At 40.3% G+C, this 26,269-nt stretch carries 28 protein-coding genes, 1 pseudogene and 1 other annotated feature; of the genes and pseudogenes, 26 read left to right on the top strand and 3 right to left on the bottom strand.

What is annotated here, in order from left to right:
* Both PGLA_RS06145 and glpK read left to right on the top strand, forming a co-directional pair.
* The gene (locus PGLA_RS06145; protein ID WP_068530304.1) at positions 1-1,437 is read left to right on the top strand and encodes an ATP-binding protein; all 1,437 of its coding nucleotides are present in this window, start codon (positions 1-3) and stop codon (positions 1,435-1,437) included.
* Between the two features lie 156 nt (positions 1,438-1,593).
* On the top strand, positions 1,594-3,102 hold the full coding sequence (gene glpK, locus PGLA_RS06150) for a glycerol kinase GlpK (protein WP_068530308.1): 1,509 nt from the start codon (positions 1,594-1,596) through the stop codon (positions 3,100-3,102).
* A 75-nt stretch (positions 3,103-3,177) separates the two neighbouring features.
* Here the strand turns inward: glpK and serA are convergent, their stop codons facing one another.
* Both serA and PGLA_RS06160 read right to left on the bottom strand, forming a co-directional pair.
* Entirely contained in the window at positions 3,178-4,770 is a 1,593-nt protein-coding gene (gene serA, locus PGLA_RS06155) for a phosphoglycerate dehydrogenase (protein WP_068530311.1), read from the bottom strand.
* Positions 4,771-4,969: 199 nt separating this feature from the next.
* Positions 4,970-5,199, bottom strand: a binding site (T-box leader).
* 151 nt (positions 5,200-5,350) lie between these two features.
* Complete coding sequence (locus PGLA_RS06160; RefSeq protein WP_068530315.1) at positions 5,351-6,265, bottom strand: hypothetical protein; 915 nt, start codon at positions 6,263-6,265, stop codon at positions 5,351-5,353.
* 58 nt (positions 6,266-6,323) lie between these two features.
* Between PGLA_RS06160 and PGLA_RS06165 the strand changes: the two genes are divergently transcribed.
* The 3 genes from PGLA_RS06165 to PGLA_RS06175 are packed head-to-tail and all read left to right on the top strand — an operon-like array spanning position 6,324 to position 8,091.
* On the top strand, positions 6,324-6,923 hold the full coding sequence (locus PGLA_RS06165; protein ID WP_068530319.1) for a CPBP family intramembrane glutamic endopeptidase: 600 nt from the start codon (positions 6,324-6,326) through the stop codon (positions 6,921-6,923).
* Positions 6,920-7,258, top strand: a complete 339-nt coding sequence (locus PGLA_RS06170) for a hypothetical protein (protein WP_068530323.1) — start codon at positions 6,920-6,922, stop codon at positions 7,256-7,258. Before PGLA_RS06165 ends, PGLA_RS06170 begins: the two co-directional genes overlap by 4 nt.
* On the top strand, positions 7,258-8,091 hold the full coding sequence (locus PGLA_RS06175) for a metallophosphoesterase (RefSeq protein ID WP_068530326.1): 834 nt from the start codon (positions 7,258-7,260) through the stop codon (positions 8,089-8,091). The genes PGLA_RS06170 and PGLA_RS06175 overlap by 1 nt, the downstream gene beginning before the upstream one ends.
* A gap of 332 nt (positions 8,092-8,423) precedes the next feature.
* Here PGLA_RS06175 and PGLA_RS06180 read toward each other — a convergent pair whose 3' ends face one another.
* A complete protein-coding gene (locus PGLA_RS06180; RefSeq protein ID WP_425415356.1) occupies positions 8,424-9,311 on the bottom strand; it encodes a polysaccharide deacetylase family protein in 888 nt (295 codons plus the stop codon).
* A gap of 92 nt (positions 9,312-9,403) precedes the next feature.
* On the opposite strand from PGLA_RS06180, the gene PGLA_RS06185 reads away from it, so the two are divergent.
* The 21 genes and pseudogenes from PGLA_RS06185 to PGLA_RS06280 all read left to right on the top strand — a co-directional run bounded on the left by PGLA_RS06185 (position 9,404) and on the right by PGLA_RS06280 (position 26,244).
* On the top strand, positions 9,404-9,757 hold the full coding sequence (locus PGLA_RS06185) for a hypothetical protein (protein ID WP_145939494.1): 354 nt from the start codon (positions 9,404-9,406) through the stop codon (positions 9,755-9,757).
* 192 nt (positions 9,758-9,949) lie between these two features.
* Positions 9,950-10,564, top strand: coding sequence for a genetic competence negative regulator (locus PGLA_RS06190; protein WP_068530332.1), 615 nt, complete (start codon positions 9,950-9,952; stop codon positions 10,562-10,564).
* Between the two features lie 38 nt (positions 10,565-10,602).
* On the top strand, positions 10,603-11,298 hold the full coding sequence (gene prsW / locus PGLA_RS06195; protein WP_068530335.1) for a glutamic-type intramembrane protease PrsW: 696 nt from the start codon (positions 10,603-10,605) through the stop codon (positions 11,296-11,298).
* A gap of 166 nt (positions 11,299-11,464) precedes the next feature.
* Positions 11,465-11,614 (top strand): hypothetical protein, encoded by a 150-nt coding sequence (locus PGLA_RS28330; RefSeq protein ID WP_169810186.1) that lies wholly within the window; start codon positions 11,465-11,467, stop codon positions 11,612-11,614.
* 230 nt (positions 11,615-11,844) lie between these two features.
* Positions 11,845-13,194: a germination protein YpeB gene (gene ypeB, locus PGLA_RS06200; RefSeq protein ID WP_068530338.1), complete on the top strand. Its 1,350-nt coding sequence runs from the start codon at positions 11,845-11,847 to the stop codon at positions 13,192-13,194.
* A 114-nt stretch (positions 13,195-13,308) separates the two neighbouring features.
* A complete protein-coding gene (locus tag PGLA_RS06205) occupies positions 13,309-13,980 on the top strand; it encodes a flagellar brake protein (protein WP_245699736.1) in 672 nt (223 codons plus the stop codon).
* Positions 13,981-14,051: 71 nt separating this feature from the next.
* Positions 14,052-14,270: a hypothetical protein gene (locus PGLA_RS06210; protein WP_068530342.1), complete on the top strand. Its 219-nt coding sequence runs from the start codon at positions 14,052-14,054 to the stop codon at positions 14,268-14,270.
* Positions 14,271-14,380: 110 nt separating this feature from the next.
* A complete protein-coding gene (cmk, locus tag PGLA_RS06215; protein ID WP_068530345.1) occupies positions 14,381-15,088 on the top strand; it encodes a (d)CMP kinase in 708 nt (235 codons plus the stop codon).
* Positions 15,085-15,675 (top strand): lysophospholipid acyltransferase family protein, encoded by a 591-nt coding sequence (locus PGLA_RS06220; RefSeq protein WP_068530348.1) that lies wholly within the window; start codon positions 15,085-15,087, stop codon positions 15,673-15,675. Before cmk ends, PGLA_RS06220 begins: the two co-directional genes overlap by 4 nt.
* Before the next feature lie 101 nt (positions 15,676-15,776).
* Positions 15,777-16,814, top strand: a pseudogene (gene rpsA, locus PGLA_RS06225) (30S ribosomal protein S1); the annotation flags it as partial.
* A gap of 210 nt (positions 16,815-17,024) precedes the next feature.
* Positions 17,025-18,347, top strand: a complete 1,323-nt coding sequence (der, locus tag PGLA_RS06230) for a ribosome biogenesis GTPase Der (RefSeq protein WP_068530351.1) — start codon at positions 17,025-17,027, stop codon at positions 18,345-18,347.
* A gap of 11 nt (positions 18,348-18,358) precedes the next feature.
* Positions 18,359-18,985, top strand: a complete 627-nt coding sequence (plsY, locus tag PGLA_RS06235) for a glycerol-3-phosphate 1-O-acyltransferase PlsY (protein WP_068530355.1) — start codon at positions 18,359-18,361, stop codon at positions 18,983-18,985.
* Positions 18,978-20,018: an NAD(P)H-dependent glycerol-3-phosphate dehydrogenase gene (locus tag PGLA_RS06240; RefSeq protein WP_068530358.1), complete on the top strand. Its 1,041-nt coding sequence runs from the start codon at positions 18,978-18,980 to the stop codon at positions 20,016-20,018. The genes plsY and PGLA_RS06240 overlap by 8 nt, the downstream gene beginning before the upstream one ends.
* Before the next feature lie 75 nt (positions 20,019-20,093).
* Positions 20,094-20,369, top strand: a complete 276-nt coding sequence (locus tag PGLA_RS06245) for a stage VI sporulation protein F (protein ID WP_068530360.1) — start codon at positions 20,094-20,096, stop codon at positions 20,367-20,369.
* Between the two features lie 83 nt (positions 20,370-20,452).
* Positions 20,453-20,755: a DUF2768 domain-containing protein gene (locus PGLA_RS29675; protein WP_425415344.1), complete on the top strand. Its 303-nt coding sequence runs from the start codon at positions 20,453-20,455 to the stop codon at positions 20,753-20,755.
* 47 nt (positions 20,756-20,802) lie between these two features.
* Entirely contained in the window at positions 20,803-21,108 is a 306-nt protein-coding gene (locus PGLA_RS06255; protein ID WP_068530362.1) for a 2Fe-2S iron-sulfur cluster-binding protein, read from the top strand.
* Between the two features lie 243 nt (positions 21,109-21,351).
* On the top strand, positions 21,352-21,948 hold the full coding sequence (locus PGLA_RS06260) for a nucleotidyltransferase family protein (RefSeq protein WP_211269505.1): 597 nt from the start codon (positions 21,352-21,354) through the stop codon (positions 21,946-21,948).
* Positions 21,949-21,966: 18 nt separating this feature from the next.
* Positions 21,967-22,326 carry a 2Fe-2S iron-sulfur cluster-binding protein gene (locus PGLA_RS06265; RefSeq protein ID WP_068530369.1) on the top strand — a complete coding sequence of 120 codons (360 nt, stop codon included), beginning with the start codon at positions 21,967-21,969 and terminating at the stop codon, positions 22,324-22,326.
* Between the two features lie 55 nt (positions 22,327-22,381).
* Positions 22,382-23,101: a hypothetical protein gene (locus PGLA_RS06270; RefSeq protein ID WP_068530372.1), complete on the top strand. Its 720-nt coding sequence runs from the start codon at positions 22,382-22,384 to the stop codon at positions 23,099-23,101.
* A 382-nt stretch (positions 23,102-23,483) separates the two neighbouring features.
* Positions 23,484-24,962 (top strand): stage IV sporulation protein A, encoded by a 1,479-nt coding sequence (gene spoIVA, locus PGLA_RS06275; RefSeq protein WP_068530375.1) that lies wholly within the window; start codon positions 23,484-23,486, stop codon positions 24,960-24,962.
* 211 nt (positions 24,963-25,173) lie between these two features.
* Positions 25,174-26,244, top strand: coding sequence for a sugar ABC transporter substrate-binding protein (locus tag PGLA_RS06280; RefSeq protein ID WP_068530378.1), 1,071 nt, complete (start codon positions 25,174-25,176; stop codon positions 26,242-26,244).
* The last annotated feature ends 25 nt before the right edge of the window (positions 26,245-26,269 follow it).

A 26,269-nucleotide genomic window follows, 5' to 3' on the forward strand; every position in this document is an offset into this window, starting at 1 on the left:
GTGAATTTCTGGAAAACACTTGTCGGTAAAATATGGCTAACAATTATTTGTCTAGTCGCTGTAGTCCTAATTACGCTGGGGCTATTCTTGTTACCCTATATTGACACGAACTTTGCAAATTCAGGAGACATCAAACGCTTATTTACTTACACATCCATTATCGGTTTCTCCATGACTACTTTTTTTGGATTGTTCCTTCTCTCGAGGATTACACAGCCGATGCAAAAGTTAATTCAAGCTGCGGAGGCTATTCGTAAAGGAGAGTATGGAACCCGTCTATCCGTAGTAACAAGTGATGAGATCGGTGCATTAGCGAATACCTTTAATCACATGGCTGCAGAGCTTGAAGACAACATTCGTAATCTGAACCAAGAGAAAGAGCATTTAGCAAGTGTTCTGCGGAGTATGAGTGACGCGGTTATTACATTCGATAATTCTGGTAAAGTCATCCTTACCAATCCTCCTGGCGAACGTGTTCTTGAAATGTGGCAGGCGATTGATTGGGATTACGAATCTACGGATCTTCAAGGAGAACGGACGTTAGAAGTACCTGAACCGTTACATGAGCTATTTAATATGACGCTTAACGGTGGTGGGGATTCAAGTACTACGGTACATGTGAAACAAGATGTATGGTCCGTAATTATGACACCTTTGTATTCGGATGATGATATCCGTGGAGCTGTGGTTGTGATGCGTGATGTGACTGAGGAAGCACGTTTGGAGAAAATGCGTACTGATTTTGTAGCCAATGTGTCACATGAGATCAGAACGCCGCTTTCGATGATGCAGGGTTATAGCGAAGCATTATTAGATGGCATGGCAGCCTCTCCTGAGGAAAGCCGAGAATTGATCCAAGTGATCCATGATGAGTCGCTTCGTATGGGTAGACTTGTGAAGGACTTGTTAGTTCTTGCTCGCATGGAAGCTGGCCATCCTGATATGAATATGGGTTACGTAGATATTCGTGAACTGCTTGAACGGATCTATAGAAAGTTCTCAGTTCGTTCTAAAGATTGCGGTTTACACCTTCATTATGAGAAGCATTCGGATCAATTACTCATTCAAACGGGAGATGAGGATAAGTTAGAGCAAGTCATGACTAATTTACTTGATAATGCTTTCCGTCATACACCATCGAGCAAAAATGTATACATTATAGCGGAACGAGTTATAGTTGAACAACAACCTCCTTTTTTGCAAATACAGGTTAAAGATGAAGGTGTAGGAATTCCGAAAGAAGACGTACCTTTTATTTTTGAACGTTTCTATAAGGCCGATAAGGCTCGTGTTCGTGGGGAATCTGCAGGTACTGGACTTGGGCTTGCCATCGTTACAAGCATTGTTGAAGCACATCATGGTAGTGTTAAAGTGTCAAGTGAGTTGGGGAAGGGTACTATTTTTACTATAAAACTTCCTGTCGAATACCGCAAATAATGAAATAAGATTAATAAACACCTCTTTTGGAGGTGTTTTTTGTAGAAGAAGAAAGATTAATCTTGTTCATCGTGGAACAAATAAAAATAGAAATAGAAATCATTCATATGGATACTCCTTAGGATGTCCCATAGGAAGTTAAGGAGGCTTGTAAGTATGAGTAACCAATATATATTAGCTCTTGATCAAGGAACTACAAGTTCTAGGGCCATTGTATTTGATAATCAGGCGCGACCGGTAGCGCAGGGTCAAAAGATAATTAGACAAAGTTATCCAGAACCAGGTTGGGTAGAACACGATGGAGAGGAAATCTGGGAATCACAACTCGCTGCAGTCAATGAAGCATTGAGTAATGGCCAAATTAATCCAGAGGATATATGTTCTATTGGTATTACTAACCAAAGAGAGACTGTACTCGTCTGGGACCGTACAAGCGGCAAGCCTATTCATCCGGCGATCGTATGGCAGGATCGGCGTACGGCACCGCTTTGTGAGGAGTTGAAAGAGCGGGGACTTGCGAAGTTAGTAACGGATACAACAGGACTTCTCATTGATGCTTATTTCTCAGCAACCAAAATAGCTTGGATTCTAGACCACGTTGAGGGTGCGAGGGAGAAGGCGAACAAAGGTGAGCTGCTCGCAGGTACTATGGATACATGGTTGATATGGAAGCTTACAAGTGGACAAGTGCATGCAACGGATGTCACGAATGCTTCAAGAACGATGTTATTCAATCTAAATACAAGAAGCTGGGATGAGGAACTGTTAAGTGAATTACAAATTCCACGGTGTATTCTTCCTTCGATATGTATGTCGGGCCATTACTACGGGATGACTGACCCTAAATGGCTAAATGGCGTCGCTGTTCCTATACATTCGGTACTCGGTGATCAGCAAGCTGCCCTTTTTGGTCACACCTGCCTTGAGGCAGGAAGTGCCAAAAACACCTATGGTACAGGCTGTTTCATTCTGATGAATACAGGATGTGAACGGGTTACCTCCTCACATGGTTTACTCACCACGGTAGCATGGGGTATGGCAGATGAAATGTATTATGCTCTTGAAGGTAGTGTGTTTGTTGCTGGGGCAGCTGTACAATGGCTAGAAGAAGGTCTAGGATGGATTGATGAACCAGCCCAGTCAGAATGGATGGCTAGTCAAGTACCTACAAGCGATGGTGTCGTAGTTGTTCCTGCATTCACGGGGTTAGGAGCACCTTATTGGGATATGTATGCTCGTGGTGCTATATTTGGCCTCACTCGAGGTACGACATCTAATCATATTGTACGGGCAACGTTAGAGTCGTTAGCTTATCAATCAAGGGATGTTATTAATGCGATGGAGAAAGATGCAGGGATGCCTCTGCGAGAGCTTCGTGTGGACGGTGGGGCTGTCTCTAACGATCTGTTAATGCAATTCCAAGCAGATATCCTTGGGGCAGTAGTGACGCGAACAGAGAATGAAGAAACAACGGCACTTGGAGCTGCATTGTTGGCAGGTTTAATCAGTGAGGTATGGAGTAAAGATCAACTGAAACAATTTAATCCTGCGCAAAGAATGTTCCAGCCCTTAATGGATGAAGTGAAAAAAGAGAAATTATATCATGTGTGGCAGGATGCGGTAAGGCGGACAATGGGTTGGGAACAACATCAATTCGATTCATAAGTTATGGGCAGATAGTGATATCAACAAAACCGTCGATCGAGGATCGACGGTTTTGTGATATTTGTAGAGTTGTAATTAATTAAGAATAATTTCTTGAGCTGTATTAATTTCTTGAAGTGCTACAAGTTGAACTAATACATCTTTTGGTACAGCTTTATCAACTGTTAATATCATAAGGGCAGATCCACCAACAAGCGTACGCCCAACCTGCATGGAAGCGATATTGACATCAATCTTACCGATAAGGGTACCTACGAGTCCAATGATACCTGGTTTATCGTTGTGAGAGATCAATATTTGATGTCCTTCAGGAGCGATATCAACTGGGAATTTATCAAGCAATACGATGCGTTCACCATAACCTTGAAGTAGTGTACCTGCTACAAGGCGATCTTGATCGCTTTGCGTTTTGAGGGTAACTGAAATGAGATTAGTGAAACCTTTCGTTCTAGGTGCTTTAGATACGACAATGTTAACGTCGCGGGATTTAGCTAGATGCATACAGTTAACAATATTCACATCGTTACCTAGATGATAGGAAAGAACACCCTTTACGATATAACGTGTTAGAGGTAATGTATCTACATCAGAGAGATCTCCTGCATAGTCGATATGAATTTCGCTTACAGCTTTTGTTGTGATTTGTGCTGCAAAGCTTCCTAATTTCTCACCAAGAGAGAAGTAAGGTTGAAGTTTCTTCATAACAGTTGGTGCAACTGGTGGAATGTTTACCGCATTCTTGAAAGGCTCATTACGTAGAATGTGCAATACTTCCTCAGATACATCAATGGCAACATTCTCTTGGGCTTCGATTGTCGATGCACCCAAGTGAGGTGTAACAATAATTAGAGGATGATTTAAGAAAGGATGATCACTTTGTGGTGGTTCATGCTCAAATACGTCAAAGGCTGCACCTGCAACAATACCTTGATCAATAGCTTCCACTAATGCCAATTCATCAATAACACCGCCACGGGCACAGTTGATGATACGCATTCCTTTTTTCATCACTTCGAATTGTGGACGTGAAATCATATTACGAGTTTCAGGAGTTAAAGGTGTGTGTACAGTCATGAAATCTGCATTAAGAATAATATCGTTGACAGAAGCTAAGGTCACTTCCATTTTCTCTGCACGTTCTTGTGTCAAGAATGGATCATATGCAAGGATATTCATTCCAAAAGCTTTAGCGCGTTTAGCAACTTCACTACCGATACGTCCCATACCGAGTACGCCCAATGTTTTGTTGTTAAGTTCTACGCCAAGGAAAGTCTTACGATCCCATGTTCCAGCAATAGTCTTAGCATAAGCCTGTGGAATATGACGAGCAAGTGCCATCAACATTGCGAATGTGTGCTCACAAGTTGTGATGGTATTTCCATCAGGAGCATTTATGACTACGACTCCACGTTTCGTTGCAGCTTCCAAATCGATATTATCAACACCAACCCCTGCACGTCCCACAGCTTTCAAATTCGTTCCAGCAGTCAAAATACGTTCTGTTACACGAGTCTGGCTACGAACTAGCAAGGCATCATACTCACCGATGATCGCTACTAATTCATCTTCACTAAGCCCGGTTTGCTTCACAACGGTTACATCTTCTGCGTCCATTAATTTCTGAATTCCTAAATCACTAATTGGATCCGATACCAACACTTTAAACATGGTTTCTTTCCTCCTTAATAATCTATAACTTTTATATTGTAGGTACGTATCTTTAGGTAGACACATGACCGAAAAACCATTTTCGCTGAATTAACGCGTTGTCGCAACAGAGGCGATGAATGTAACAAAGTGGCCACTTTAAAGATATGATGGTGAAAGCGTAACAAAAAAAACTCTCAATCCTCATACTACTTGCGTAGTAAGGGACGAAAGTTGTTTCGTGGTACCACCCTAATTCACTGCATCATATCAGCAGCCTCAAATGGTCATCGTAATGACCATATCTTATAACGGAGATTATCCGATTGCACCTACTTAACTTCAATGCAATTTCTCAGGAATGCTAAGACAAATTCTCGCCATCGGTTTACACCAGCCACCGACTCTCTGAAGACTATTGATCTGTCTTTTTTCCATCATCGACTTATTCGTACTTAATTTTTTCATAATGTATCATGGTCGCGCAAGAGATGTCAATAGGATGATGCATTAATTCTTAACGACAATAGTGGTGAACTTGAATTTCCTCTTATAATTCGCTATGATTCTTATACTGTAGAGGACCTGAGAACCAAATGTTTTATTCATAAAAGAAGGGTAACTGAGGGAGAAGTTCGTTACCGTAATATTTGCTTTTCCACTTTTTGAAGTCATTCTCTTTTACAGCATCGGTAGTGTTCAATAGATTAATAACTGCTTTTACGGAATGGAGATTCATAGATTTGGTCTTGCCTGAGTTGATCAGATTGTCAATTCTTGCTGTCATATCTTGCGGGTCGTATGCACCATAGATTGAATCTTTTGTCAAAAATGAGGATACAGCAGAATTTTTAACAATTAATGAATATTTTTTCCATGTTGTGAAAGTAATATCTTTTGTGAAATCATATTTTAGGGTTAAAGATGGGTCTACTTTAGCATTCCATTTTAGCATTGAATTGTAATATTTTTTTTGAGCTATAAGGCCATAATTAATTCCTTTCTTGTATAAATCATTTTGTTGAAATTCTTTCATTAATTTCTCACCGCTATTAGAAATCGAAGACGAAGAGATGTTATCTGCTGCTTCACGAAACAGACGAATACTCTTCAGGAATTCTGTCTGGGACTCCTGTAGCAATGGTGATGTGGAATACATGGTTGTATTCGTAATTGCGTTATACTTCTCATCGGCAAGAATCCGCAGTTGTTTGAGTATCTTTTTGACTTGTGCAGGATCTTCGGTTCGATTGATTGTGTCTGTCTTAGCAACCCAAGCTGATTTGAATTCTCGATAAGGTAAAAATACGGTATGATAGAAAGTAACCAAATCTTGTTGCTGATAAGAATCGTTGAATTCAGGTTCAGCAGGTGTAATCTTCAAGTAACTATACTTGGCTTCTATCTTGTTTGCACCTACTTTGACACCTGAAAAGAAGGCAGCAGCCGTTAAGATGAGGACGGATACTAAAGTTAGGCTGAAATACAATTCAACGCGAGAGTTACCTTTTTTCATAATTAATATCTCCTTCAAATTTCAATTAAAACTAAATTAAGAACAGGCAGGACACTTAATGAAAAAAATTAAATTTAAAGTTCCGAAATTAAGACTTAAACAAGTGTCTGCAGACCAATTAACGCCTCGGCTACTTCTAATCAATTTATATTTTACACAAGGTCTTACTGTACTTATCGGCATATTATGGATTTATTTTCAGAAGAGAAGTCCAATCGAACTCTTTTCTTTACATCAAAATGTCAATTTTGTGGCATGGGGTCTTGGATTGGCTGGAGTCATGCTTATTATTGACTTCCTTGTATCCAGAATTATGCCAGAAGATGTCATGGATGACGGTGGAATAAATCACATGTTATTTAGTGATCGTCCAGTATGGCACATCGTTTGTATAGCTGCTTTGGTAGCTATTTGTGAAGAGTTATTATTTCGCGGAGCAATTCAGTATGCTATAGGTCCTTATTGGACAAGTATTATATTTGCACTAATTCATATTCGCTATTTGAAACATTGGATTCCTACGGGATGGGTTTTTCTCAGTAGTTACGGACTGGGGTTTATTTACATCCAAACGGGATCGTTATGGGCTCCAATTGTCTGCCATTTCGTTATAGATTTGATATCTGGATTAGTGATTCGATTTCGGAGGGAAACATGAGTAGTGGATTAAGCAGGGTAGAATCTCAGAAGAAGCGTCGGCTTAAGGAGAAGAAGCCTTTACGTAGAGGATTAAGAATAGATAAGGCTTCAAAAACATATGAACAGAAAGAACTTTCTGGTAAGAACGAGCCCTTAAGAAGATCGAGTATATCTGACAATGAAACGGATAGCGGGAGCGAACTAGTCCCTTCCCGCACGGATACTTATTCAAGCTATAATATTAAAGTTAGCAAAATTTTTCTGAATACATTAATCTCTCTATTCGTAATTCTGACTGTGGCATTAGTGTGGTGGGGGCTAATCGGTGCACCGCCATTGAAGGAGATTTGGTGATGACTGCGGTGATCTTGGCTTCAGGCTGTGTTGCTGTAGCAGGAATTTCTCTAATAGGTAAGATGATCCATGAGGCATTACGTAATAAAGTGAGTCCGATAGAAATTGAACTGGATAGACTTCCTATCTCTTTTGATGGAAGTCGTATTCTATTGATCACTGATATTCATCGGAGGAAGTTACCTAAACATTTATTAATGTCTCTAAAAGGACAGGTGGACTGGGTGTTTCTTGCCGGAGATATTATGGAGAAGAATGTTCCGTTTAGCCGTGTAGAGAGAAATATGAGGATTCTAAAGAATATAGCCCCTGTGTTTGCAGTGCATGGGAATCATGACTACGAAGCTAAGACGGTATCTCTAGATAACATTCTTGAACAATCTGATGTTGAATTGTTAATGAACAGTAATGTTAGATTGAACAAAAATGGAGATCATGTGTGGTTGACGGGAATGGATTACCCTCCATATCGCAAACGTTCGTACCCGATGTTACCGAAGCTTCCGTCAAGTGAAATGGAGATGTGTCGCATTGTATTGGTTCATGATCCGGCTTGGATTAATCGATATTCCATTAAACCCGCAGACCTTACCCTAGCTGGGCATACGCATGGAGGTCAGATCGACCTTCCGTTCTTTGGACTTATTCAATTAGATAAGGAATATCACAATATCGCATGTGGTTTGTTTCAATGGAAACAGCCGCATGCATTAGTGAAAACGGCTACAATGCTTGTCAGTCGAGGATTTGGATATCGGCATCTTCCGCTGAGATTACGTTGTCCTGCAGAAATGCATCTTATTACGTTACGAGCGAGCAAGGTGAATGGATAAAGGATGATATAACCATCACTTAAAAAAGGAATTACCCTACAAAGGTGTATTGACAGAGCCTTTGTGGGGTAATTCCTTTTATTTTACTGCCCATTATGGTTCCACATCATAATCAGTATCTTAGAAAAATATTTCGTTTATCTTCGAAGTAGCGAAGATGACGGAATTGTCCTGAAGAAGCGCTAGCGTACGCATTTGCAATCTGATTTCCACCGCTTTAGTGGTATATAATCAAGAAATCAGATTGGAATAGCGGGCGGAAGGACAATCCATCATCGTAGCGGCATCCTACAGAATTTTTTTATTCAACTAATTATGGTGAGGAGCCACTCCTACCTCATCTCCAACTCAATACTTCGTGGATCTACGAAAGTATAACCTCTGCCTTCAAGTTCGGTTAATAAAGCTTCCAAAGCTTCAACTGTCCAAGGTAATTCGTGCATAAGAATGTTGCTTCCCGAATGAAGTTGATCCGTCACGTTCTTAATGAGAGCTGTCGTTTTATTGGCATCGGATGCTTTCATTTCCCAGTCCAATGATCCATTTGACCAAGTCATATATAACATGCCATTGTCTTTGGCAACTTTCTTACCTACATCACCACCTGCACCATGAGGCGGACGAAAGAATACAGGTGCTTGTCCGGTAATATCTTTAACTGCCTTTTGAACGTCTTCAATTTGTTTTTTTACTTCTGTTTCTGACTTCGACTTCAATACGATATGATCCCAACTATGATTGCCAATGATTTGCTCGCGATCATGTATGAGCTTGAGGAGATCCGGATTTTCTTTTACTTTGTAGCCATTGACGAAGAAAATCGCTTTCGCATGATGCTTGTCTAACGTGTCGATCATGCGATTGATCATATCTGCTTCTTTAGGTCCATCGTCGAAGGTAAGCAGAACGACCTTTTTAGGTGTTCCTTCATCATTAGGAATAATGTCATAATTTTTGTTCATGTGGTATTTCAATTCAATTGTAGCCTCTTCAGCCGTCTCAGGTTTAGTCGTTGCTGGGTCTTGTTCTGTTACTACCGGTTCTTTCGTTGGCACGTTGGTTGGATTACTTACCTCGGTATTTGGATCGATGATTTCTTCTTTAGATTGCTGTAATTGATTTGTGGTCACAGAAGAATTGGAGCTCCCTGTTGTCGAATTTCCGCAGGAACTAAGCAAAAAAGCGCAAATCAGGAATAGTACTGTTGTTTGTTTTGTCATCATTCCATCTCACTTTCCTGTAATTAACCGTATGAGTCCTTAAATTAATGCAAATACTAGCGATGATTCTATCACATAAGGAGGTTTTACATGTGAATATTTCGTCACTTTTAACCGGAATCGTTATTGGCGCAGCAGCTACCAATATGATGTCCAAAAACAGCCAAAATGGTTCTGTAGGTCAGATCGCAGACATAGCTAAAGGTAAAATGATGGATTTCGCAACACTCGGAATGAACCTTGTTGGGGATAATATAAGTCCCACGAGTAGCTCCACACACAATTCGACACATGAATCACCTGCAACTTCCGGTTCTCAGACACAGACCCATTCGAAGGAATCAAGTATGAAGATGGTAAAGGATTTCATTAAACAAAATCCAGATGTCAAATATGAAGTGGATATGATTCTGAAAGAAACAAATACGGTTATACCTGGTTTGTAAACTCAAATGCCTACCTTAGAATCATTGATCAGGCAAGTTTGTCTGATTGAATGATTCTTTTTTTGTCTTTATTATTACGTGCATTTATGAATAGAAAATGATACGATACTTACATAAGAACCATTTTTAGCACATTTAAAATGAGACATCATAACTTGTAATATCTCATTGCTTGCAAAGGAGGATCCTGTCATGAAAATAGAACGTTTAAGTCCAGATAAGATACGGATTTTCCTTACGTTTGATGATTTAAGCGAGCGTGGCATCCAAAAGGAAGACATGTGGCAAGAAATACCAAAGGTGCATGACCTGTTCACTGACATGATGGATCAAGCCTATAATGAAGTTGGATTCGATGCAACAGGACCTTTGGCTGTCGAAGTGTTTGCCTTACCTGCTCAAGGTATGGTCGTCATCGTGACAAGAGGGAAATACGATCAACATCAATACGCCAGTATGGGCGAAGATGAAATTCCAGAGGAAGTTTATGAGATGGAAGTCACGCTTGAACAAAGTGATTCCATTGTATATGCCTTTAATGATTTTGAGGTGCTAATAGAAGCGGCTCATGTACTTCGAGGAAATATTACAGAGGCTGGAAAGCTGTATAACTATAAAGATAAATGGATTTTGTATTTGGATCCAGAAGATTTAGACGAATCGAAACATCCATCATTGATTGCTGTTTTAGCGGAATTTGGAGAATCTATCTCAACGACTGAAGCTGTACTTGAAGAGTATGGAAAAATCATTATCCCAGTAGACGCAATTCAAGTCATTTGTCATTATTTCTCTCGACAGCAATAACGGCACATCATTTGTATTTGGAGACGGAGGAGTAAACGGTGCTACTATTTTCAGTAATTGCGTCTGCAGTGGCGCCGGGAATTGCTTTATTGACGTTTTTTTATCTAAAAGACAAATATGATGCAGAACCTATTCATATGGTTTTACGAATATTTCTACTTGGATTGTTGATCGTCATCCCTGTTATGATTATACAGAGAGGGCTGACATTGGGGCTGGGTGATTCACCTTTTGTACAATCATTTTTTATCTCAGCTGGTGTTGAGGAATTGTTGAAGTGGATTGTCCTCTATTACATCATTTATAACCATGTGGAGTTCGATGAACCTTATGATGGTATTGTATATGCTGTCACCGTTTCTCTTGGCTTTGCAACCGTAGAGAATGTCATGTACGCATGGTACAGTCACGCATCAATTGGGACCATGTTCATAAGAGCTCTACTTCCTGTTTCGGGTCATGCCTTATTCGGGGTTATTATGGGCTATTATTTTGGACGTGCTCGCTTTTCTAAAGGGGTTCGAACCAAGCGATTTCTCGTGTATTCACTTTTGATTCCATTATTATTTCATGGAACATATGATCTTATATTAACAACCGTAACTGATTACTGGCTATTGCTTATGATCCCACTCATGACTATATTATGGTACGGAGGAATGGGCAAAGTAACAAGGGCAAATAGTCGTTCTCCTTTTCGTTTTCTGAAACGGGAAGAAGAGGTTAATACGTAAACATGTTGGACACACTTGATTAATGAAATGACGATAGATATATAGATTGAACTAAAGACGAACCCTTAAATTCATGATTTTCTTATAAAATCAATGAACTTGTGAGCGTAAACTTTAGTTCAATATATAGAGCTACACGTCATTCAAAGATGGAGGTGTCTTTTTTTTGCGTGTAAAAGTTAAAATTATATGTCAAGAATGTGGCGAACGTTTTATATTAAGTGGCAAAAAAGAACAGGGGAAAATTGAAACAGGCTTTAAACAATGTCTGTGTGATAACCAACAGCACTTTGAAATTGAAGAGCATTATTTCTGAAATATTAAGAAAGTATATGATTTACTCTTATTCTAACCCTTATATTTCAACGTAAACGTCGCTATGCTGCCAAAGACGGCACAGCCGTTTATGCTTGATAGGACAGATTGTGAGGCTCTGTTGGACTTAGATTGACAATAAGTTTTAAAAGAAAGAGTAGCTCATGCATAAGACGTCTTCCTTCTTGTCACACTAACGGCAAGGATTACAAGAAAGGAGACTTGAAGCATATGTATAAAAGGTTAAGTGCTGTACTATTTCCAGTCATGACGATATTGTTGATTGGGGCTCTAGTGTGGGGGTATCAAGAGAATCATGAGAAGAATGCTATCCTCATCAAAGCAGAGAACCAATATCAACGTGCGTTTCATGATTTATCTTTTCATATGGATAAACTTCATGCTGAAATTGGAAATACATTAGCCGTAAACTCGACTTCACGTTCAATGCATCGCAAAGGATTAGTTAATGTATGGCGTATGACAAGTGAAGCACAGAATGAAATAAACCAATTGCCACTCACGATGTTACCATTTAACAAAACAGAAGAGTTTTTATCTAAAATATCTAAATTAGCATATCAGACCTCGATACGCGATCTAGATAAAGAACCATTGAGCGATAAGGAATTTAAGACGTTGCAGGTGTTGTATAGAGATTCAGGTCAAATTGCTAAGGATTTGCAAGGTGTGCAAAACAAAGTTATTGATAGTCGGCTACGTTGGATGGATGTAGAAACCGCGTTAGCCAATCAATCCACGGGTGAGAATAGTATTATTGACGGATTTAGGACAGTAGATAAAACTGTGGGAGAATATCCAGATCTTGATTGGGGTCCTTCTGTAGCATCGATGAAGGACAAACGCGCGGTGAAGAAATTAGATGGCGTACCCGTAACTCAAGAAGATATTCATCGAAAATCGATTAAATTTGCTGATTTAGGATCAAATCCAGAAGTCCAAATTACCGAGAACGGGAAAGGAACAGAGTGGGCGTCCTTTACTGCTAAAGTGAAGAAAAACAAAGATTCTGCCGCTATTGCTATGGATTTCACTCAAAAAGGAGGAATATTAATCTCCTACACGGACGAACGGACCATAGGGGATAAAAAAGTGGATATGGAACGCTCCAGAGAAAAAGTTGATAAATTCCTTGAACACAAAGGATATAGTAACATGACTCCGGTCATGGCTGATGAGTATGGGAATATGGGAAATTTCACGTATGTTCGTAAACAAGACGACGTTCTCATTTACCCAGAGAAAATGACGATCCGTGTAGGTCTTGATAATGGAGAGGTTACTGGATTTCAAGCTAGTGATTTCGTATATGAACATCATGCTCAAAGACCGATACCAAAAGCGAAGCTTAGCCTGAATGAAGCTAGAAAAAAACTGAATCAAACCTTTAAAGAGGACTATAGTCGTAAGGCTCTAATCGAAAATGAACTCTCGAACGAAGTGTTGTGCTATGAGTTCGGAGGTAAGGTAAATGGAGCTAATTATCGAATCTACATTAGTGCTGAAGATGGCTCTGAAGTAACCGTAGAAGAGATAAAAACACCCATTAAATCTAAATAATGTTGAACTGAAAAATGGCATTCGAGATGTTGAAACACTCGAATGCCATTTTTTTCGTGAATGCACTTTCACAAAACGATAGGCATGATATAATTACAAGTAGATGATACTACTATGATGGCGGTGAACAGCTTGTATCCAAAAATAAATGAACTATTATTTATCAATATTGACTCAGCTAACGAGATAGAAGCGAACATTGAATACAAATCTAGAATCTCAGATTTTGAAGAACAGTCTATCTTGATAGAGATTCCAATACAGGAGTCTACAGGGCGATTGAAGAGAATGAATGTAGGTGATGAGTTATCTGTATATTATGTAAATGAGCACGGAGTTAAACATTATTTCAATACATATGTTTTAGGGTTTAAGGAAGACATCATTCGAATGTTTAGAATTCGCAAGCCGGAAGCAGATAGCATTTCAAAAATTCAACGGCGAACGTTCTTACGTGTGAATGCAGAGGTAGAGATTGCTGTGAAAACGAAAGATATGACGCGATTCATTACCACAAGTGTAGATATCAGTGGGGGCGGAATGTCATTTTATTCAGAATCTAAATATAATCTTAAAGAAGGCGATTCGTTATCTTGTTGGGTTCTTGTCAATTATAAGAACGGATCTGTGGAGCATGTTCCACTGAATGCAGAAATTGTACGTATTCAAGACCACGAACACCATCGTAGCATTGCTATGCTTAAATTCATGAAAATATCAGATGTGGAACGGCAGAAATTGATTCGGTATTGCTTTGAGAGACAATTTGATTTCCGCGATCGATAATTTTGGAGTGAGTATGAATGCAACTTCTCTAAATAAGGTACACTAACGGAAAAATTCCGGGAGATTAGAGAATGAAAGAGGATAAAGAAAACATAGATTGCTACGTTAAGCTTTTTGAGGATTTCTTTCGAGGATGTACTAAAGGTATCAAACTTCTGTTCTGGATGTTATTATGTATGTTGGTTTGTTTTCAGATCTGCCTGCATATTCCGCAATTACGAATTTACTTGTCTTTTGTGTATAGAACGGATGGCATACCTATGGTTGAACGGAATGTAAAGGATTGGTAATGGAAAATAGACAGTTCTTTTTGCAAGAATATCTTATGTGTGGTATAATTCTTACGTCGCAGGCAATGCCTGCTTTTTTCTTGAGTTGATGTTATGGGAGGAATACCCCATTGGTTAGGCAAGAGACAGAATTTAACGACAGAATTAACATTGCAATTGATGGTCCTGCTGGGGCAGGAAAGAGTACAGTTGCACGCTTAGTAGCAAACGAATTGTCATATATCTATGTCGACACGGGTTCTATGTATCGAGCCGTCACATGGTTTATGACGAAACTTGGAGTAGGACCGGAGTTACAAGACGAGGTGCTTCAACACACACTTAACATGGTTCTTGAATTAAGACCAGGATCTGATGGTCAAAAGGTCTATGTGGATGGTGAAGATGTTACGCCGTACATCCGTTCTACGCAAGTAAACAGTATGGTGTCCCGATATGCGCAAATCGAGGGGCTGCGTACTCATTTAGTACATTTACAGCGGCAAATGGCTTTGCGTAAAGGCGTCGTGATGGATGGACGAGATATCGGTACTACAGTGCTTCCTGATGCAGAGGTTAAGGTTTTCTTAACAGCTAGCGTTAAGGAGCGAGCACTCCGTCGATTTAGTGAACTGAGTGATGCTGATGATATGTCACTGGAACAACTTGAGAAGGATATTGCGAAGCGAGATGCTCTGGATGAACAAAGGGAGATTTCTCCACTTCGTTGTGCAGAGGATGCTACTATTCTCGATACTACGAATATGAATATTCAGCAAGTAGTGACCGCTATTGTTTCATTTTGCAGAAGTCAGAGGGATGGAGAGAAAATTCAATGATTTATGTTTTTTGCAGAGGATTATTACGTCTCATATTTTCAGTTCTTTATCGTTTGGAGACCGTAGGTAAGGATCATGTTCCTACTGAAGGTGGCGTGTTACTCTGCGCGAACCATATCAGTGTGATGGACCCTATTACGGTAGGGATTAAGTTGAAGCGACAAGTGAAATATATGGCTAAGGCGGAATTGTTTGACATTCCGGTGTTTGGCTGGTTACTTCGACAATTAGGTGCTTTTCCTGTTAAACGTGGCGGAGTCAGTAAAGAGTCGATTCGTATGTCCATAAACATCTTACGAGATGGTGAACTGATGGGGATTTTTCCAGAGGGAACTCGTAATTCTACATCGGGTGTTGCCAAAAAAGGAGCTGCAAGTTTCGCACTTCGCTCAAAAGCAACGGTTATTCCTGCCGCTATCATTGGTGAATATAAGCTTTTTCGTAAAATGAAAGTTATATATGGTGCCCCTGTAGACCTAACTGAGTTTATGGGAGAAGGTTCAGGTGACCAACTTGAAGCGGTTACAGAACGAATTATGTCTCGTATTTATGAAATGCAAAAGACAGGTAAGCCTTCATTGGATTAGGATCGATGCATGAAGGGGATTCCTTTATGGGAAGATACTACAGCATAATGTGTTTTGAACACTGCTTTAGCAGGTTTAAATAAATGGGGTTTTGAATTGAGGAGGCTATTGTTATGTCGGAAGAAATTAAGAATGAAGAAGTAGTAGAAGAATTAAACCAAGAGGAATTGGAACAAGCCATATTGAAAAGTGGTGCAGAAGAAATCGAGAAAGCTTGGGATGTCTTGGTGAAGAATTTTGAAAGCCAAGAAATCGTTGAAGTTATCGTTTCTGATGTCGTTAAGGGTGGTCTAGTAGCAGATGTAGGCGTACGTGGATTTATCCCTGCTTCTATGGTTGAACGCCACTTCGTTGAAGATTTCAGCGAATACAAAGGTCGTACATTGCGCGTGAAAGTGAAAGAACTTGATCGTGAGAACAATAAAGTGATCTTGTCAGCTAAAGATGTTCTTGATGGTGAGTTTGAAGCGAAGAAACTTGAAATCATGGGTAACCTTAAAGAAGGTCAAGTGATTGAAGGTACAGTTCAACGCCTTACTCAATTCGGAGCATTTGTTGATATCGGTGGTGTAGATGGTCTTGTACACGTATCTGAGATCGCATGGAGCCGTGTTGAGAAACCTTCTGATGTCGTTTCTGAAGGTGAGCAAGTTAAAGTTAAAGTGCTAAAAGTTGATTCCGAAAAAGGTAAAATCAGCCTTAGCATTAAAGCTGCACAACCAGGACCTTGGGAAGCAGCAGCAAGTCAGTTCAATACTGGTGACGTAGTAACTGGTGAAGTTAAACGTCTTGTAGCATTTGGAGCATTCGTAGAGCTTGTTCCAGGCGTGGAAGGTTTGGTTCATATTTCCCAAATTTCACACAATCATATTGCTACACCACAGGAAGTATTGCAAGAAGGCCAACAAGTACAAGTTAAAATTCTGGAAATGAATCCAGTTGAGAAACGTGTTAGCTTAAGTATTAAAGAAACAGAAGAAGCTCCAGCTCAAGAACAAAGATCTGATAAACCAAGAGCGCCTAGAAATTCTAGAGAGCCTAAAGTGGAATTCAACAACCCTAACGTATCACTTTCTAATGAGGGTCTAAGTTTTACACTAGGTGATCTATTCGGCGACAAGCTCGATAAATTTAAATGATCGTGATCTGATGCTCCATGAAATCGGCGAACCCTCCCGTGGGGTTCGCCGATATTTTTTTTATGAATGCACATAATAATAGGTAATAGATCACAATCCTCTAACCTATGACATATAAAATCAAGAAATTTAAGAGTTAGTAAATCGTTAGCCAAAACAGTTGTTTTTTGCTATGATGATATTCGTAAGAATTGACAGGAGGAGTGCTTTATGGCAAGACCCGTAGTTGCGATCGTAGGTAGACCTAATGTGGGTAAATCAACGATATTTAACCGGTTAATTGGCGATCGTTTGGCAATTGTAGAAGACAAGCCAGGGATTACACGTGATCGGATATATGGTATATCAGATTGGAATGGTAAAAGTTTCAGTGTTATTGACACTGGAGGGATCGAAATAGACGGTGACGATCTTATGATGAAATCGATCCGTATGCAAGCTGAACTTGCGATAGAAGAAGCAGATGTTATCGTGTTTATGTGTGATGCGAAATCGGGTATTACATTAGCGGATGAGGAAGTTGCTCAAATGTTGTTCCGTTCAGGTAAACCAATCGTACTAGCTATAAATAAAGTGGATAATCTCAAAAAAATCGAAGATACGTATGAATTCTACAGTCTTGGATTCGGTGACCCTATCGGTATCTCAGGAAGTCATGGAACGGGTATTGGTGATTTACTTGACGCTGTCGTCAACAATCTACCTGAGCTTGTAGAAGAAGAATACGATGACGACGTCATTAAGGTAGCCTTAATCGGACGTCCGAACGTGGGTAAATCATCGTTAGTTAACGCTATTTTAGGTGAAGAACGAGTTATTGTTAGTGACGTTCCAGGGACGACTCGTGATGCGATTGATACCCCATTTGAGCGCGAGGGACAACGTTATGTTATCATCGACACTGCAGGTATGCGTAAACGTGGAAAAGTATATGAGAACACTGAAAAATATAGCGTGATGAGAGCCATGAAAGCGATTGAAAGAGCTGACGTGGTCCTTATGGTTCTGAATATTGAAGAGGGTATAATCGAGCAGGATAAACATATCGCTGGTTATGCATATGAAGCAGGAAAAGCTTCGGTTTTTGTCGTAAATAAATGGGATGTTGTTGAAAAAGACGATAAAACCATGAAGAATTTCGAAACGAAGATTAGAGATCACTTCTTGTTTATGACTTATGCGCCAATCGTCTTTCTTTCGGCAAAAACTAAACAGCGTCTTCAAAAATTACTACCTGTTGTTCAGCATGTAGCTCAACAACACTCTTTACGTGTGCCAACACATGTGTTGAATGATGTGGTATCGGATGCAGTGGTTTCAAATGCTCCTCCGACAGATAAGGGACGTAGACTACGGATCAATTATGCAACACAAGTTGCAACGAAACCACCAACCTTCGTTATTTTTGCGAATGATCCTGATTTGATGCATTTCTCTTATGAAAGGTATTTGGAGAATAAGATCCGCGGTGCATTTAATTTTGAAGGAACGCCGATAAGAATATTCACCCGCCGTAAGTCAGATGAAAGCTAGGTGATGACGGTTTGTTAATGCAAATGATTTCACTCATCATGAGTTACTTACTAGGTTCCATTAGTTTTAGTGTACTTTTGGCTAAGATGCTGAAGGGGATTGATATTCGTCAACATGGTAGTGGGAATGCAGGGGCAACCAATACATTACGGATATTGGGCAAAGGACCAGCAATCGTTGTACTTTGTTTAGACGTACTAAAAGGGATCATTGCAGTATGGCTTGGCAAATGGCTTGGTGGAGACGCAGCATGGATTCCAGCCCTTTGTGGGATCGCTGCTATCATCGGTCATAACTGGCCACTTTATTTTCATTTTCGTGGAGGTAAGGGCGTTGCGACAACGATAGGTGTCGTGGTTACTTTAAGTTTCTTACCTGCTCTAATCGCTGGAATAATAGCAATATTGTCCATTGTGAAAACTAGATATGTTTCGTTAGGTTCTTTGATTTTCGTAGCACTAACCCCTGCGGTGATGTTACTGTTGGGTGGCTATCCTTGGCCTACTTTTTGGAGTAGTCTTATCATCGCTGTATTTGTCTTCTTTCGGCATAGAACGAATATCGTGAAAATGGTTCAACACCGAGAGAATAAAATTGGTTCAGGGGGATCCAGCAAAGGAGGAAAACGCGTTGTCTAACAAAGTTTCCGTACTTGTCGCAGGAAGCTGGGGGACTGCACTTGCTAGTGTACTCGCGGCTAATAACCTAGATGTTTCATTATGGAGCCGTAACTTGGAACAGGTTAATGAAATCAATGAGTTGCATACGAACAGTCGTTATCTACCAGGTATTACGTTAGCATCGAATATCATAGCTACATCTAGCATGAAAGATGCTGTTGAGAATTCAAGCGCAGTAGTCATCGTCGCACCTTCTTCTGCCATGAGGGAAGTCTCTCGTGAACTTAAAAAGTATTGGAAGAATGATATGATATGTATTCATGCTACCAAAGGATTTGAGACAGAGACTCTGCACCGGATGTCTTCAGTCATCTCTGAAGAACTAGGTTGTGATGAAGGCGACATCGTTGTATTATCTGGCCCAAGCCATGCAGAGGAAGTCATTCGTCACTGTCCTACGACTGTGGTGGTAGCCTCACTTAATAAAGAAAAAGCCGAAGCTGCTCAGGAACTATTCATGAATTCCTATTTCCGCGTATACACGAATCGGGATATGGTTGGTGTAGAGCTTTCTGGCGCGCTAAAAAATATTATCGCTCTTGGGGCTGGGATGTCGGATGGGTTAGGATTTGGGGACAATGCGAAGGCTGCTCTATTAACAAGAGGCCTTGCTGAAATCTCGCGTATAGGTGTAGAACTCGGAGCCAATCCGCTAACATTCTCTGGATTAGCTGGCATAGGTGACCTTGTTGTAACCGCTACGAGCCAGCACAGCCGTAATTGGCGAGCAGGTTCATTAATCGGTAAAGGAACGAAGCTGAATGACGTTCTAGAGTCTATGGGTATGGTTGTAGAGGGGATTCGAACTACGCAAGCTGCTCACAAGCTTTCGATTAAGCATGGTGTACAGATGCCTATTACCGATCAGATCTATCACGTACTGTTCAAAGAACGAGACACCCGTACTGCGGTTGAGACTCTTATGGGACGCGATCCAAAGACTGAAATGGAGAATATGCGCTTGGATACTTGGGAGCAATGGCATACCTAAGTTCAAGTTACATTCACCTTTTGCGGCCTATCCTCATATTATATTGTGAGGATATTGCCGGAGGAGGGATAACATTTGAGCAGGAATATACCCAAGGATGCACTGAATGCCATTAACAAAAAAACAGGTAAAAACATTACTGAAAGTGCAGTTAAAAAACTCGCAAGTACTGTCAAACCAACGACTATGCAGAATGAGGATCAGCTCCGTCAATTGATCAAGCAAGTCTCTGCCATGGCGAATGTGCCTGTTAGTGAAAGTACGATAAAAGATATTGTAAGTGCCGTTAAGAAAAGTGGCATGAATACCCAAAGTATGGAAAGCTTAATGCAAATGATGATGAAGAAATAGGGTATCTAGATAGAATGAACTAAAGACGAGAGCGGAATACTTTAGCTCATTCTATCTAGCTAAATCATAGGAACAACTTTTATATGGGACATGACATTATTGAAGCCACTGGCTACAAGGTGTTCTGCCCTATTTTTGCGAAATGGGACAAGTTTCATGTTATAATAACGAAATATGACCTTAGAGAGAATGGAGATTTAAATTCTATGGATCCAATGACAAAAATGTGGGTATCTCTCATCGGAATATTATTGATGGGACTTTCTGTTTTTTTAATTACGTTTGCCCGTAGTAAAACCAAGGGAATACTTAGAGGATTGTTGTCTATTATTGCCTTTGGATTTATGCTTGTCGGGTTTCTGGGTGGCGTAGTCTCTCTGATTTAACTTAGAACTCTTTATAACCATACAAGGTTAGGTTGGTGAATTTAGTGATGGTATCATCATCTGTGGAGCTTATTGGCAGAAAAATAACTAAAAGTGTAGAATCGAAGCCGGGTGTATCCCTCCTTCAGCATGCTATTCAACATGGTGTTGATTGGCAACATCTGTGTACGCGTGGGACTTGTGCTCGCTGTCGTTGCATCATTGAAGAAGGTGCTGAACACTTGGAGGAGCCAACAAAGGCAGAACATGCACGTCTTGACCCTGAAGAAATTGAAGAAGGTTACCGATTGGGTTGCCAAGCTATTGTTAAAAATTCAGGTCAGATTACAGCGAGAAATAAAACATATTTCTGAAATTAAGTGTTCAAAAATTCAGATTTTCAGCACCGAGAAGATTGGATGAAGCAAGGGAATGAGGAGTGGAGCGTAGGCAGTACCTACGTGAGCACCGGAAGGACCGGCTGAATTCAATATTCGATGTCGAATAAGCTTCTTGGTATACTTCGTGATCAAAAGATGATTTTTTGAACAACCTCTAAATAGAAGGTAGTATTCGAACAAGGGAAGTGACAAACAATGCATCATCTCATAACCGAAATGCAGTACGCACTACAAATGGCTGCTAGATGCTTGAATTCAACTGGCCGAGTCTGGTTGGTCGGGGGGAGCTGCAGCTTGCTACTGCAGGGAGTGGAAGTCTTCAGTCCTCCACGGGATATTGATTTGTATGCTGATATGAATTCAGTGAAAACGCTACATACGAGGATGGAACAATGGTCCACAGATAAGCAAGTGTTAAATAAAAGTGGTCTGTATTCATCCATTCTTAGTCATTATCAATTAAATGATACACAGATAGAGCTGGTTGGTGATTTCAGAGTCACTGCGAAAGGCTCCCAGTATACGGTTGAAGTGGAAGGCAGGCTTCATCCTTATGCTCCTGAGATCGAACTTGATGGTATCCCAATGAAGCTGATGCCTCTTAGTCACGAGCTATTATTTAATTTGCTAAGAGAACGCGCAGATAGATATGAAGCAATAGCTACAGTCATGAGACAGAAACCTGAACATCATGTACCTCTACTGGTACAATTATTAGACAATAATAGGTTGGAAGACAACCATATACGGCATATCGCCGAACTGTTGGAGCTTCCAAGTATACTCCAATATAATGCTTATGATCGTAATTGAGCATAGGAGGTGACCGCTGTGGATCATACCATAACGTTTAAACCAGCAGGCAAACATATTAAAGTTAGACAGGGTACAAGTGTACTGAATGCTGCTCGTAATTGTGGAGTATATATTCCAACGCGATGTGGAGGTAAAGCAGGATGTTTGATGTGTAAGGTAGAAGTTAGTGGATCAGATTCACATGCTCTATCTCCGATTCATGATGTCGAGAAACGTAAGTTAGGGTCTTTGGTGAATGAAGGAATTCGTCTATCTTGTCAAGCTTTGATACAGAGTGATGTAGCGGTGAATATTCCTGAAGATCGTCTGAAGGCTGCTATCCGTAAACAACTTGAAGCTGCACGAAATAGAGACTTCGATGATGAGCTGTGGTAATAGCTGTATAAATCTAATGTGTTCGTTATAACCTCTCAAAGGATGATGTGGCTTGATGAAGTTCAAAATAGTATCTTTATTAATGATGGTCACGCTACTCATGTTAGCAACAACAGGTTGTTTATATCCTGATGAGAACAACCCCACGAAAGTCTCATATCGAGAAAGTGTCAATCGGATTCAAATGGCCATGGAAGATTTTCAGAAAGAAAATGCTGTGTTGCCTATGATAAATGCTGGTCAAGATACCCCACGCTATGAGAAATTCAGAGTGGACTTAGTGAAATTGAAGAATATGGGCTTTATTGATGAAATTCCGAATACTGCATTTGAAATGGGCGGTAGCGGGTATTTCCTTATTCAAAATGAAGAGACTGATCCGACCATTAAAGTGATGGATCTGGTAACCGTTCAGAAGGTGAATGATGTTCAACTTGCTGTGGATAAGTATAAGCGAGGACATGCCAATCAACTACCTAAAGCGAAAGAAATATACCCTAATATTTATAGTGTAGATCTTTCAAAGGTTGGTGTTCCTTCGATAACGCTTAGTAGTGTATATTCAGGCGAGGACATGGCTTTTGTGATGGATAGTGGTGGACAGGTCTATGTTGATTATGCGTATGATATCATGCAGGCAATTGATAAAAGTGAACAGAAGCCGCTGGCGGATGAGGATTTAAGAGGATACCTTGTGAACAATTCGTACTATGTACCAGCCAAATCTTTACCCTATACATGGAATAATGGAGCGCCTGTGGCGGTTCTACCATAGAGAGAAACGTTAAAGTTCAGACCCGACCCGTTATTTGGTTGGGTCTTTTTTTGTGTGCGTGTCATGAAGTTCGGTCATAACTTGAACATTCGTCGCATATAACTGATTGGGATGAAGAAGTGAGTGTAAATATTGTTGTCCATGTTTATAAAATACCCGTCATATTGTTTTGTTAAGGTACATAATATGATACTAGTCCAAATGCCCGAACGAGTAACGTCGCTTTGCCGTTCTGACCTAATTCTTAAACGACCGGCGGCGGACTACTAACGACATGGAAAGGCTGCTCATCCGTTGCAATGGTTGAGGCCTCAGATGGAACACGAAGCGGATGCTCTTAAAAGCATTTTTCCTTCGGAGTATTATGAGGAGGGGATCTCTCTTGGAAAAGGTAGATATTTTTAAGGATATTGCCGAGCGAACAGGTGGTGATATATACCTGGGTGTCGTCGGTGCGGTTCGCACAGGAAAATCAACATTCATCAAACGATTTATGGAAACTATTGTACTTCCGAACATCTCTAGTGAAGCGGATCGAATTCGAGCAGTAGACGAACTTCCACAGAGTGCTGCTGGAAAAACAATCATGACAACAGAACCCAAGTTTGTCCCAAACAATGCGGTACAAATTAATGTAGCTGAGGGTTTGGAAGTGAATGTTCGTCTTGTAGATTGTGTGGGATATGCTGTTGAGGGTGCCAAAGGCTATGAAGATGAGAATGGTCCACGTATGATCTCCACGCCTTGGTTCGAAGAACCGATTCCTTTCCAGGAAGCGGCTGAGATCGGAACAAGAAAGGTTATTCAGGAGCATTCAACATTGGGTGTAGTCGTGACAACCGACGGATCTATCTCAGAAATTGCCAGAAGTTCTTATGTAGAAGCAGAGGAAAGAGTCATAGCAGAACTGAAAGAAGTGGGCAAACCATTTGTCCTCGTCATTAACTCGACACGTCCTCGTAGCGAAGAAGTACTTCAATTACGAAGTGAACTCGCTGCGAAATATGACATTCCAGTTATGTCTTTGAGTGCTGCTACGATGACTGAAGATGATGTTACAGGTGTGTTACGAGAAGTTCTTTATGAATTTCCAGTACATGAAGTGAATGTGAACCTTCCAAGCTGGGTTATGGTGTTGAATGAGAAGCATTGGTTACGTACGAATTACGAGAACTCAGTGCGCGATACAGTGAAGGATATACGTCGATTACGCGATGTGGATCGCGTGGTATCCCAGTTTATGGATTATGAATTCATTGATAGGGCCGCCCTCAGCGGGATGAATATGGGTCAGGGTGTTGCTGAAATTGACTTATTCGCGCCAGATGAGATGTATGATCAGATTCTGATGGAAGTTGTAGGTGTGGAGATCCGCGGTAAAGATCATTTACTACAATTGATGCAGGATTTCTCTCATGCAAAACGTGAGTATGATCGATTTGCTGAAGCATTGGAAATGGTTAAGACGACAGGGTACGGAATTGCTGCGCCTTCACTCGCTGAAATGACACTTGATGAACCAGAATTGATCCGTCAAGGATCTAGATTTGGTGTTCGATTGAAAGCGACAGCACCTTCGATCCATATGATACGTGTAGATGTAGAATCTGAGTTCTCACCAATCATTGGAACGGAGAAACAAAGTGAAGAACTTGTTCGCTACCTCATCCAAGACTTCGAGAATGATCCGATAAAGATTTGGGATTCAGATATCTTTGGTCGCTCGCTCCATTCCATTGTGCGTGAGGGCATTCAAGGGAAAATTGCAATGATGCCAGACAACGCACGATATAAGCTTCAAGAAACGTTAGGCAGGATTATTAATGAAGGATCTGGTGGGCTCATTGCCATCATTCTCTAACTAATATATTCATCCTTTTGTGGAAAAACCGTAAGCAGGGATCACTCCCTGTTTATGGTTTTTTTTGTATTGATTAACTTATAAAAATTCATATTTGTGTATATTATTAAATTATTTTTATAAAACCGATTTACATACTCGGAATTAATGTTTATATTAGATAAATAATCTATATTAAATATCACAAAAGACTCGAAGGGGGAAATAAATCATGGTTTTCAAATGGAGAAAAAAACAATTAGTACTGATTACACTACTCATCGCATTCGCAATGCTTACTAGTGCATGTGGATCAAATTCAGCAAGTTCAGGGGACACAACAGGTGCTCCCTTAGATAAGCCTTTGAATGGAAAAAGAATTGCACTCATCATGGAATTTAATACAGGGACTTTTTCTCAACAATATGTACAGGGTGTAACTGAAGAGGTTGAAAAGTTTGGAGGACAGTTGACCAAATTTGTAGCGAATAATGATAAATCTAGAATGGCTTCTCTCCTAGAATCAGCTGTCACTCAAAAATTTGATGCGATCTTAACAGATCATGGAGACGCAGATATTCTCCAAGCTGGAATTAAGAAAGCATTAGCACAAAATATACCCGTTGTTGTATTTGACGCTGATGTTAAGGAGGCTGGCGTAACGGTACTTTCTCAGGACGATCAACAAATGGCAAAGCTTACATTAGATCAATTGAAGAAGGATATTGGAGGGAAAGGAAACATCGTTAAAGTATGGGTTGCTGGGTTTGCACCTATGGAACGCCGTCAAATCTCTTATGCCAAGTTCATCAGTGAGAATCCGGATATTAAGGAAATTGCAGCTTTTGGTAATGCACAGAACCCGGCTCTGGATACACAGACTCAGATGGAAGCGATCTTGAAGCAATATCCAAAAGGTGAGATATCTGCAGTATGGACAGCTTGGGATGAATTTGCTAAAGGCGCATCACGTGCGATTCAACAAGCAGGTCGTACTGAGATCAAAGTATATGGGATAGATATGAGCGATGAAGATTTACAAATGATACAAGATCCTAATAATCCTTGGATTGCATCTGCTGCTGTAGATCCGAAAGATATTGGACGAATCCAAGTTAGATATGCTTATCAAAAATTACATGGTGACAAGACGGAGGATGATGTTATTTTGAGTCCGGTCTATGTATCGAGAGAACATTTGCCAACAGAGCAAATTTCAACAACGGAACTCTCCAAGTATGTTAAGGAATGGGGAGGTAGTAAACAAGGTCTTCAAGATTGGATGAATGAGTATAGAAAATAATAATGAATAGGGTGAGGGGTGACAC

The organism is Paenibacillus glacialis (assembly GCF_001637205.1).
GTDB lineage: Bacteria > Bacillota > Bacilli > Paenibacillales > Paenibacillaceae > Paenibacillus_AQ > Paenibacillus_AQ glacialis.

Coding starts and splice junctions, on each gene's coding strand:
- PGLA_RS06190 (WP_068530332.1), top strand. CDS start 9,950: ATGAAAATAGAACGTTTAAGTCCAGATAAGATACGGATTTTCCTTACG.
- PGLA_RS06270 (WP_068530372.1), top strand. CDS start 22,382: ATGAAGTTCAAAATAGTATCTTTATTAATGATGGTCACGCTACTCATG.
- ypeB (WP_068530338.1), top strand. CDS start 11,845: ATGTATAAAAGGTTAAGTGCTGTACTATTTCCAGTCATGACGATATTG.
- PGLA_RS06205 (WP_245699736.1), top strand. CDS start 13,309: ATGATGGCGGTGAACAGCTTGTATCCAAAAATAAATGAACTATTATTT.
- PGLA_RS06170 (WP_068530323.1), top strand. CDS start 6,920: ATGAGTAGTGGATTAAGCAGGGTAGAATCTCAGAAGAAGCGTCGGCTT.
- serA (WP_068530311.1), bottom strand. CDS start 4,770: ATGTTTAAAGTGTTGGTATCGGATCCAATTAGTGATTTAGGAATTCAG.
- PGLA_RS06175 (WP_068530326.1), top strand. CDS start 7,258: ATGACTGCGGTGATCTTGGCTTCAGGCTGTGTTGCTGTAGCAGGAATT.
- PGLA_RS06165 (WP_068530319.1), top strand. CDS start 6,324: ATGAAAAAAATTAAATTTAAAGTTCCGAAATTAAGACTTAAACAAGTG.
- PGLA_RS06260 (WP_211269505.1), top strand. CDS start 21,352: ATGCAGTACGCACTACAAATGGCTGCTAGATGCTTGAATTCAACTGGC.
- glpK (WP_068530308.1), top strand. CDS start 1,594: ATGAGTAACCAATATATATTAGCTCTTGATCAAGGAACTACAAGTTCT.
- der (WP_068530351.1), top strand. CDS start 17,025: ATGGCAAGACCCGTAGTTGCGATCGTAGGTAGACCTAATGTGGGTAAA.
- PGLA_RS29675 (WP_425415344.1), top strand. CDS start 20,453: ATGGGACATGACATTATTGAAGCCACTGGCTACAAGGTGTTCTGCCCT.
- PGLA_RS06180 (WP_425415356.1), bottom strand. CDS start 9,311: ATGACAAAACAAACAACAGTACTATTCCTGATTTGCGCTTTTTTGCTT.
- PGLA_RS06160 (WP_068530315.1), bottom strand. CDS start 6,265: ATGAAAAAAGGTAACTCTCGCGTTGAATTGTATTTCAGCCTAACTTTA.
- PGLA_RS06210 (WP_068530342.1), top strand. CDS start 14,052: ATGAAAGAGGATAAAGAAAACATAGATTGCTACGTTAAGCTTTTTGAG.
- PGLA_RS06220 (WP_068530348.1), top strand. CDS start 15,085: ATGATTTATGTTTTTTGCAGAGGATTATTACGTCTCATATTTTCAGTT.
- PGLA_RS06255 (WP_068530362.1), top strand. CDS start 20,803: ATGGTATCATCATCTGTGGAGCTTATTGGCAGAAAAATAACTAAAAGT.
- PGLA_RS06280 (WP_068530378.1), top strand. CDS start 25,174: ATGGTTTTCAAATGGAGAAAAAAACAATTAGTACTGATTACACTACTC.